Raw genomic sequence first — 8743 nt, 5'->3', positions numbered from 1 at the left:
CCAGCGCCTTGCCGAGCAGGTACATGTCCGGCACCACGTCGGCGTTCTCGCAGGCGAACGTCGCGCCGGTGCGGCCGAGGCCGGACTGGATCTCATCCGCGATGAACAGCACGTTGTTGCGGGTGCAGGCCTCGCGTACCGCGGGCAGGTAACCCGCCGGCGGCACGACCACGCCGGCCTCGCCCTGGATCGGCTCGAGCAGCACGGCCACCGTGGTGGCGTCGATCGCCGCCTCCAACGCGGCGGCGTCGCCGTAGGGGACGACCTTGAAGCCGGGGGTGAACGGACCGAAGTCGTCGCGCGCACCGGCGTCGGTGGAGAAGGACACGATGGTGGTGGTGCGGCCGTGGAAGTTGTCCGCGGCGACGATGATGGTGGCCTGGCCGGCCGGTACGCCCTTGACCGTGTAGCCCCACTTGCGGGCCACCTTGATCGCGGTCTCCACGGCCTCGGCGCCGGTGTTCATCGGCAGCACCATCTGCTTGCCGGCCAGGTCACCGAGTTCGGCGCAGAACTCGTAAAGCTGGTCGTGGTCGAACGCGCGGCTGGTCAGGGTGACCCGGCCCAGCTGTGCGCGGGCGGCGGCCAGCAGGTGCGGGTGGCCGTGGCCGAAGTTCAGCGCGGAGTAGGCGGCCAGGCAGTCCAGGTACTGACGACCAGTCACATCAACGACCCAGCAACCCTTGGCCGAGGCCACCACTACCGGTAGCGGGTGGTAGTTGTGCGCACAGCGCTCGGTCGCGCTGTCCAGGGTGGCCGCACGCTCGAGCGGTAGCGAGAGCGTCATGTCCGTAGCTCCAGGGTGCAGCACTTCGGGCCGCCGCCGGACTTGCGGAACTCCGACATCGCCACGGGCACCGGCTCGTAGCCGCGCGCGACCAGCGCCTCGATCATGTCCACCGACTCCTCGGGGATCACCACGCGCCGACCGTCGGAGACCGCGTTCAGCCCGAAGGTCACGGCGTCATGGTCGGTGGCCATGATGGCGTCCGGGAACATCCGGGTGAGCACCGCGCAGCTGCCCGGCGAGAACGCGGGCGGGTACCAGGCGACGTCGTGGTCGCCGAGCACCGCGATCGCGGTGTCCAGGTGGTAGAACCGCGGGTCGACCAGGGTCAGCGAGATCACCGGCTTACCGAAGAATTCCTGCGCCTCGGCATGTGCGGTGCGCTCGGTGCGGAACCCGGTTCCGGCCAGGATGACGTCGCCGAGGTCGAGGAAGTCGCCCTCACCCTCGTTCACCGACTCGGTGGTGGCGAACTCGGCGAAGGTGTCGTCCTCCTCCATCCAGCGCAGGTATGCGGGGCCCTCGGGGCCGCGCTGCGGGTTGAGGAACTGGGCGCCGAGCACCTTGCCGTCCACCACCAGCGCGCCGTTGGCCGCGAACACCATGTCCGGCAAGCCGCGCACCGGCTCGATGAAGCTGACCGTGTGACCGAGGCTCCGGTAGGTGTCGCGCAGGCCCTCCCACTGGCGCATGGCCAGCTTCGGGTCCACCGGCACTTCCGGGTCCATCCACGGGTTGATCGCGTAGCTCACCTCGAAGTAGGTGGGCCGGCACATCAGGTAGTGCCGCGTCCGCGCGGTGCGCACGGTCGGCAGTGCGGTGACCGTGGCGGCCGAAGGGATCGGACGCTGTGGCGCGGCGGACGCCATGGTCTCGCGAGCGGCGGGCTGAGGCATCGTCATACCTCCATGGTGGAACCCACACAGGGGCCCGGCAGGCGAAAACGTTGCGCGCGGCCGACGGATCATTGCGTGTCCTGCCGGCGTGGCGGCGAGTTGCTGCGGGAAGGATGGGCCCGTGGCGCAGATCGCGGTATTTCACTCGGTTTTGGGCGTTCGCGCGCTGACGGACCATCAGCCCGTGCTACCCGGCTCCCGACGCAGCAACGCGGACATCACCACGTGCGAACGGGTACGCGCCACGAAGCGTTCCGCGCCGATCTGTTCGACCACCCGTTCAAGATGGCCGATGTCGGCGGCCAGTACATGCAGCAGGGCGTCCGGTTCGCCGGTCACCGTGGAGGCGGCCACCACCTCCGGGTAGCGGGACACCGCCGCCCGAATGGTGGCCGGGGTCGTGCGGTCCACGCAGTACAACTCCACGAACGCCTCGGTGGTCCAGCCCAACGCGGCGGGATCGACCACCGCGGTGAACCCCTTGATGGCGCCGCTGGTGCGCAGGCGGTCCACTCGACGCTTCACCGCGGGCGCGGACAGGCCGACGACCTCACCGATATCGGCGTAAGAAGTCCGGGCGTCGACCCGCAACGCGGCAATGATCTGCGCGTCGAGCGGGTCCACGGGCTCAGTGCTGCTTGGAGGTCGGGGCCGGCGTGGAGTCCGCAGTCATGCCCGGGTCCGGTTGGCTACCGGGATCCGGCGCCGATGTCTGGTCCGGGCTGTCGGTGGCACCCGGCGTGGGCGATGCGGTCGGCGCCGGCTTGCAGATGACCTTGAAGGTGGGGTCGTAGTGGGTGTGGAAGGTCTCCCGATTGGCCTCGGCACCGTCCCGGTAGAACACCCGGGTCACGTCGATGTCGAAGCCGTCGACCGGCTCGGTGGCGTGACACGTCGGATCGGTGGAGATGATCGGGTCGCCCGGGTGCTTGATGTTGTGCCGCGGGCCGGAGATCGACTCGATCTTGTCCCAGAACTTGGTGCCCCACAGCGTCACCGAGATCCAGCCCGGCTTCATCACGGCCTGCATGTAGACGCCGTGCCCGGAGTCGTTCTTCCAGCGCAGGTCCTTGTCCGGCCACGCCACCGTGGCCTCCCGACCGGCCGGGTAGCGCGAGATGTAGAGGCTGTGCGGGTGGTGCTCGACGTCCTGCAGACCGGCGAAGAACACCGCGTTGAACGTGGTGGTGGCGGACTGGGAGACGCCACCGCCGAGGTCTTCGGCGAACTTGTCGCCCTTGATGATGAAGCCCTTCACGAAGCCGTTGGCCTCGGTGCGCTCGCCGACCGTCTTGTTCAGGCTCCACGTCTGGCCCGGCTTCACGATCGAGCCGTTGATCAACTTGGCCGCCCGCCCGATGTTGGTCAGCCGGTAGGGAGCGATCGGGAAGTAGGTCTTGAACGTGGACATCTTCTCCACGATGCCCAGGGCCCGGGCGTCCTCGGTGGTGAATTTGGCCTGCGTCTGCGCGACCGCGGCGGTGACCTCGCGGGGTCCGGTGCCGGCGAGCATGTCCAGCACGCCGGAGGCCAACTTGTCCGGGTCGATGGCCGCACCGGCCTGGCTGGGCACGATCACCGGTTCGTCATCGACGATCTTGAAGGTCGCGTTGCGTGCCTTGGTGCCCAGGTCCGGGGCCTTGGCCATGATGTCCGCGGCCAGCCCGACCCCGCCGAGCACCGGGCGCAGGCCGCCGTTACCGTCCGGCGTCATCGACAGGTGGCTGCCCAACTCCTGCGCGGTGATCTCCACCGAGTCCGGGCCCACGGTGACCGTGATCGGGCCGGACATGGCCTTGACGCCGAAGTCGACCAACGCCCGGTGCACAGCATCCGCGGTGGCGGCCGGCTTGGTGAGGGTCAACGCGGCGGGCACCTGGTCGAAGCCGACCCGGTAGGCCTGCTCCACTGCGGCGATGGTGCCGGGCACGTCCAGCACCCGGCCGGGCACCGGCTCCACCGCCGAGGCCACCCCGTCGGTGAACACCAGATTGCCCTCGACCAGGTCCTGGTGGATGTTGGTGGACAGGGTGTTGAGCACGTCGGTGAGCTTCGGGGTGTCCACGGCCAGCACCGGGGCGATCCGGCGGTTTATGCCGAGCAGGGACTTGTAGGCGCTCAACGGTCGGTGCGCGCCATGCCGGGCCGCCGTCACCGTGGCCGCCGGGTCCGCGGACAGCCCCAGATTGGTGGCCTCCAACGGGAAGCTCTTGTCACCGGCGTTCACCGTGAACGTGGCAGGCATGACAGCGGGCAGATCCCTGGCCAATTTCGCCTGCGCGGCGGCCGATGAGTTCCCGCCGATGTTCACCCCGAACACCTCGGTGCCCCGCGGCACGTTGGACCCGGTCAGCGCCACGCCGATCAGGTAAAGACCGATCAGCAGTACGACGGGGGCGCCCACGACCCCAGCGACCATGCCGGGTCGCACCGCCCGCCGGTGCGGCAGAGGCGTCGGTGCGGCCACGCCCAGTCCCCCTTCGGCGGCGCTCATTGATCGGCTCGCAAGCTCGCCGAATCCTTCCGCGCTCAGTACATCAAACGAACACGCGCCCGCAGGGCAACCACGCGCACTGCTACCGGTCGGGGAGGAGAGATCCGCCATATGGCAGCAGGGTCAACAGTCCCAACAGCACCAAACCGCCCAGCAGGTAGGCATATCCGAGCGAATCGGCCGGGATGACCAGGTCACCCTCCGGGCGTTCGGTGGCCCCGAGCAGGGTGGCGGCCACCCAGGCGAGCACGGGCAGTGCGGCACCGAACCGGCTGCGGGTGTGCACCCCGGCGGCGAAGGCCACCGAGCCTTCGGCGAGCAGCGAGACGAGGAGTCCCACCGGCGCCTTCTCGGCGTGCTCGAACGCACCGGCCACCGCGACGACGAAGCCGAGCAGGGCCACACCGACGGACACCGCGATCACCCGGGGCAGACCCGCACGGGCCACCCAATCGGCCACACCCTCGGATTTGGCGAACAGCGCGTGCCAGGCCGGGGCGGCCGGCGTCGCGGTCGGTCGTTTCACGGCGGACGGACCGGGCGGCGGCCGCCGTTGCGGCGTCGCACCGGGCCGGGCAGTGCCCCTGCCCTGCTTCACAGGCCGGCGAACAGATCGGACGCCGGGCGGACGGACTCGAGTTCCCCGTGCACCAACTGGAAGCACTCCGTGCCCCAGATCTTCTGCCCGAGGTGGTTGGACAGCGCGAAGAACGGGCCGTCGACGGTGATCTGGGTGGCGTGCGCCCGCATCGCGGCCATCTTCGCCTCGACGAACTCCTCGGCCTGGATCATCACCGAGACCAGCTCGTCGGGCACCCCGAAGCCGACCTCCTCTGCGCGGGTGGCGTTGCCGAAAATTTCGCTCTGCCCGGCTGCCGCGAGCGCGTCGATGCCGGCTTGCAGGAAGGAGTAGGGCACCACGGTGTAGTAGATCCGGGCCACTGCCCACGCCGCGCCCAGATCCGGGCGGAACGCGGGGTCTGCGGACAGCTCCGCGGCGCGGCGCATGACCCGATTGGCCTGGATGTGGTCCGGGTGGCCGTACCCGCCGTTCTCGTTGTAACTGATCAGCACCTGCGGGCGGACCTCGCGCAGCACAGCGACCAGGTCGGCCGCCGCGGTGTCCACCTCGGCCCGCCAGAAGCAATCGGCGCGCCGGTTGGCCGGGGTGTCCATCATCCCGGAGTCCCGGTAACGGCCGGGGCCGCCGAGGAATCGGTGGTCACCGACGCCCAGGGCCACCATGGCCGCGGCAAGTTCGCCAATGCGGTGCCGCCCGAGGCCGTCCTCCCGATCGGCGGCCAGGTGGGCGAGCCCGGGCACCAGGATCTCGCCCTCCTCGCCCAACGTGCAGGTCACCAGGGTGACCCCGGCGCCCTGTGCGGCATACATGGCCATGGTGGCGCCGGTGTTGATCACCTCGTCATCCGGATGGGCGTGCACGACGACCATCCGGTGGGTGGCGGACGACGCGGCGGGGGCGGCGCACATGACGGGAAATCTAGTCGACGCCGGGCGCCTGCCCGGGACTTCGCCCGGCCGATAAGCGAAGCCGGTCGCCGCGGTGTCAGGATTCGTCCATGACGGAGCCACAGCTGAGCTTCCCCCGGCGCAGCGCACGGACGCTGCGGTTCAGCCTCGGGCTGCCGCGCAACTTCGTGGTCTCCGCCGACGGCAGTCGCGTCGTGTTCCTGCGCACCCCGTCGGGCACCGACCGACGCACCATGCTGTGGGTGGCCGACCTGGCCGGCGGCGGTCTTCGGGAACGGGTCATCGCCGACCCGCACACGTTGACCGCGGACGACGAGACGCTGTCCGACGCCGAGCGGGCGCGGCGGGAACGGGCCCGGGAGGGGGCGGCCGGGATCGTCTCGTTCGCCACCGACCGCGCGCTCAGCCGCGCGACCTTCGTGTTGTCCGGGCGGTTGTACGTCGCGGAGTTGACCGGTGAGCCGCGGGTACGCGAGCTGGCCGTGGCCGGGCCGGTGTTCGACCCCCGGCTGGACCCGACGGGCCGTCAGATTGCCTACGTGGCCGACAATATGTTGCGCCTCGTGGGCGTCGCCACCGGAAACGACCGAGCGGTGCCGGGGCAGGACCAAGCGCCGAACGTCAGCTGGGGACTGGCCGAGTTCATCGCCGCGGAGGAGATGGGCCGCTCCCGCGGATACTGGTGGTCCCCGGATTCCTCGGCATTGCTGGCCACCCGGGTGGACACCTCACCGGTGTCCCGCTGGCAGATCGCCGACCCGGCGCACCCCGGCCGCGCCCCGCACGAGATCGCCTATCCCGCGGCCGGCTCGGCCAACGCCGAGGTCGAGCTGCACGTATTGCCGCTCCACGGCGGTGGCCCGGTGCGCGCCCACTGGGACAGCCAGGCCTTCGAATACCTGTGCGCCGTGCACTGGTCGCGATTCGGCCCGCCGCTGCTGTCCGTACAGAGCCGGGACCAGCGCCGGGTGCAGACGCTGACCATGGACCCGCTCACCGGGGCCACCGGCGTGCTGCACACCGATCACGACCCGGCGTGGGTGGAGTTGGTCGACGGGGTGCCGGCCTGGACCCCGGACGGCGAGCTGGTCCGGGTGGCCGACGCCGACGGGCGGCGCCGGCTGTTCGTCGGGGAGGCCATGGTCTCCGCCGAACTGCAGGTCCGCGCGGTGGCCGGGACGGTGCCCGGCCATGACCGGACCGAGGTGCTGTTCACCGCATCCGCGCACGAGCCCACCGAGGTGCGGGTGTACCGGACCGATCCGGCCGGCCCGGTGGAGCTGTCCCAGGGCGCCGGTGTGCACTCGGCCACCGCGGCCGGCGCCACCATGGTGGTCACCTCGGCCGTGCTTACCCGGCCGGGCCGCCGCTCGACGGTGCTGCGGGACGGGGTGGCGCTGGGCGCCGTGGCTGACTCCGCCGATGACCCCGGCCTGCGCCCGGAGCCGCGGATGCTGCTGGCCGGCCCCGGCGAGATCCGCACCGCGCTGCTGCTACCCACCGGGCATCGGCCGGGCACCTCGCTGCCGGTGTTGATGGACCCCTACGGCGGCCCGCACGCGCAGCGGGTACTGGCCACCGCCAACGCCTTCCTGGAATCCCAGTGGTGGGCCGACCAGGGCTTCGCGGTGGTCATCGCCGACGGTCGCGGCACACCGGGCCGCGGCTCGGAATGGGAGCGCGCGGTGCACCTGGATCTGGCCACGCCGGTGCTGGCCGACCAGGTGGACGCGCTGCACGCGGCCGCCGCCGTCTGCCCGGACCTGGACCTGAGCCGGGTGGGCATCCGGGGCTGGTCGTTCGGCGGGTACCTGGCCGCATTAGCGGTGCTGCGTCGCCCGGACGTGTTCCATGCCGCGATCGCCGGGGCGCCGGTGACCGACTGGGCGTTGTACGACACCCATTACACCGAGCGGTACCTGGGCACGCCGGCCTCGCACCCGGAGGTGTACGCCGCTACCTCCCTGATCACCGATGCCGAGAAGCTGGAACGCCCGCTGCTGCTGGTGCACGGGCTGGCCGACGACAACGTGGTGGCCGCGCACACCCTGCAGTTGTCCGCGGCGCTGCTCGCCGCCGGTCGGCCGCACCAGGTGTTGCCGCTGTCCGGGGTCACCCACATGACGCCGCAGGAGGTCGTGGCGGAGAACCTGCTGCTGTTCCAGCTCGACTTCCTGCGCCGGGCGCTGAGCGTCGGTTAGCGGCCGGCCAACGCGGCGCGGACCTCGGCCGCGGTGGCCGGACGCCCGCCGGCGTCGCTGATGCGGTTGACCGCGTCGGTGACCAATTCGACGTTGGTCCGCCCCGACCCGAACGGTTGGTCCTCCAAGCCGACTCGGACGTGACCGCCGCGGGTCACGGCGTGCGGGATCAACGGGCAGATGTCCACGCACAGGCCGGCGACCATCCACGCGCCGCCCGGCGCGACCTCTGCCAATAACTTGACGTGGGCGTCCAGCGCCCAGTCCCGCGGCGGGAAGCCGAAGCTCAGGTCGTCGGAGAACATGAACCGGTAGACAGGCTCGGGCAGTCCGGGGCGGGCGCGGGCCAGCAGCGCGCCGAGGCGGGTAATGCCGGGTTCGTAGCAGGCGTAGGCCGGACGCACTCCGTTGGCCGCGGCCAGGTCGAGCCCGTAGCGAATGTGGTCGTCCGGGTTGAGATAGAGGAAGCCCTCGCCCGGCGTCTCGACGTGGGTCATGTGCGCGGAGCCAGGGTCGACCACGGTCCACTCGAGCACCCCGCGGCGACAGAGTTCCGCGACAGCGGCGAACCGTTCCGCGGCCGACATGGGGCGCTCGCCGTTGGGGTCGCCCAGCAGCGCCAACGTCGGGTAGACGATCGCGTCCACCTCGGCCCGGATGCCGTCAATGATCGCCTGATAGACGTCCGGGTCCTCGCGCTGCAGTCCGGTCACCGGGTCGTAGGGGTGCACGTGCACGATCGCCGCGCCGGCCCGCACGCAGTCGATGCCGTCGGCGACGATCTCGTCCACCGTGATCGGGATCTTCGGTTGCCGTGCCCGCGTCCACGGCCCGTTGACCGCAGCCTCCACCCACACCTCACGCACGCGGTCAG

Annotated in this window: 8 protein-coding genes; 1 reads left to right on the top strand and 7 read right to left on the bottom strand. The window is 70.9% G+C overall.

The window, feature by feature from the left end; all coding sequences use genetic code 11:
- From VGJ14_01930 to mshB, 6 genes are all read right to left on the bottom strand, one after another.
- Positions 1-787 (bottom strand): aminotransferase class III-fold pyridoxal phosphate-dependent enzyme (locus VGJ14_01930; protein ID HEY2831158.1); only part of this gene is annotated, 787 nt, incomplete at its 3' end.
- Complete coding sequence (locus VGJ14_01925) at positions 784-1689, bottom strand: amidinotransferase (protein ID HEY2831157.1); 906 nt, start codon at positions 1687-1689, stop codon at positions 784-786. The genes VGJ14_01930 and VGJ14_01925, both read right to left, overlap by 4 nt.
- A gap of 171 nt (positions 1690-1860) precedes the next feature.
- The gene (locus tag VGJ14_01920) at positions 1861-2307 is read right to left on the bottom strand and encodes an Lrp/AsnC family transcriptional regulator (GenBank protein ID HEY2831156.1); all 447 of its coding nucleotides are present in this window, start codon (positions 2305-2307) and stop codon (positions 1861-1863) included.
- A 4-nt stretch (positions 2308-2311) separates the two neighbouring features.
- Positions 2312-4177 (bottom strand): VanW family protein, encoded by a 1866-nt coding sequence (locus VGJ14_01915; GenBank protein HEY2831155.1) that lies wholly within the window; start codon positions 4175-4177, stop codon positions 2312-2314.
- Between the two features lie 82 nt (positions 4178-4259).
- On the bottom strand, positions 4260-4703 hold the full coding sequence (locus tag VGJ14_01910) for a DUF6113 family protein (protein ID HEY2831154.1): 444 nt from the start codon (positions 4701-4703) through the stop codon (positions 4260-4262).
- A 68-nt stretch (positions 4704-4771) separates the two neighbouring features.
- Positions 4772-5668 carry an N-acetyl-1-D-myo-inositol-2-amino-2-deoxy-alpha-D-glucopyranoside deacetylase gene (gene mshB, locus VGJ14_01905; protein HEY2831153.1) on the bottom strand — a complete coding sequence of 299 codons (897 nt, stop codon included), beginning with the start codon at positions 5666-5668 and terminating at the stop codon, positions 4772-4774.
- Between the two features lie 89 nt (positions 5669-5757).
- On the opposite strand from mshB, the gene VGJ14_01900 reads away from it, so the two are divergent.
- Positions 5758-7869, top strand: coding sequence for a prolyl oligopeptidase family serine peptidase (locus tag VGJ14_01900; GenBank protein HEY2831152.1), 2112 nt, complete (start codon positions 5758-5760; stop codon positions 7867-7869).
- On the opposite strand, the gene VGJ14_01895 is transcribed toward VGJ14_01900, so the two are convergent.
- Positions 7866-8735 (bottom strand): 3-keto-5-aminohexanoate cleavage protein, encoded by an 870-nt coding sequence (locus VGJ14_01895; protein ID HEY2831151.1) that lies wholly within the window; start codon positions 8733-8735, stop codon positions 7866-7868. The genes VGJ14_01900 and VGJ14_01895 overlap by 4 nt on opposite strands.
- Between the last annotated feature and the right edge of the window lie 8 nt (positions 8736-8743).

The sequence above is a fragment of the Sporichthyaceae bacterium genome (assembly GCA_036493475.1).
Taxonomy (GTDB): Bacteria; Actinomycetota; Actinomycetes; order Sporichthyales; family Sporichthyaceae; genus DASQPJ01.
This window is presented reverse-complemented; position numbering and strand designations above follow the sequence as displayed.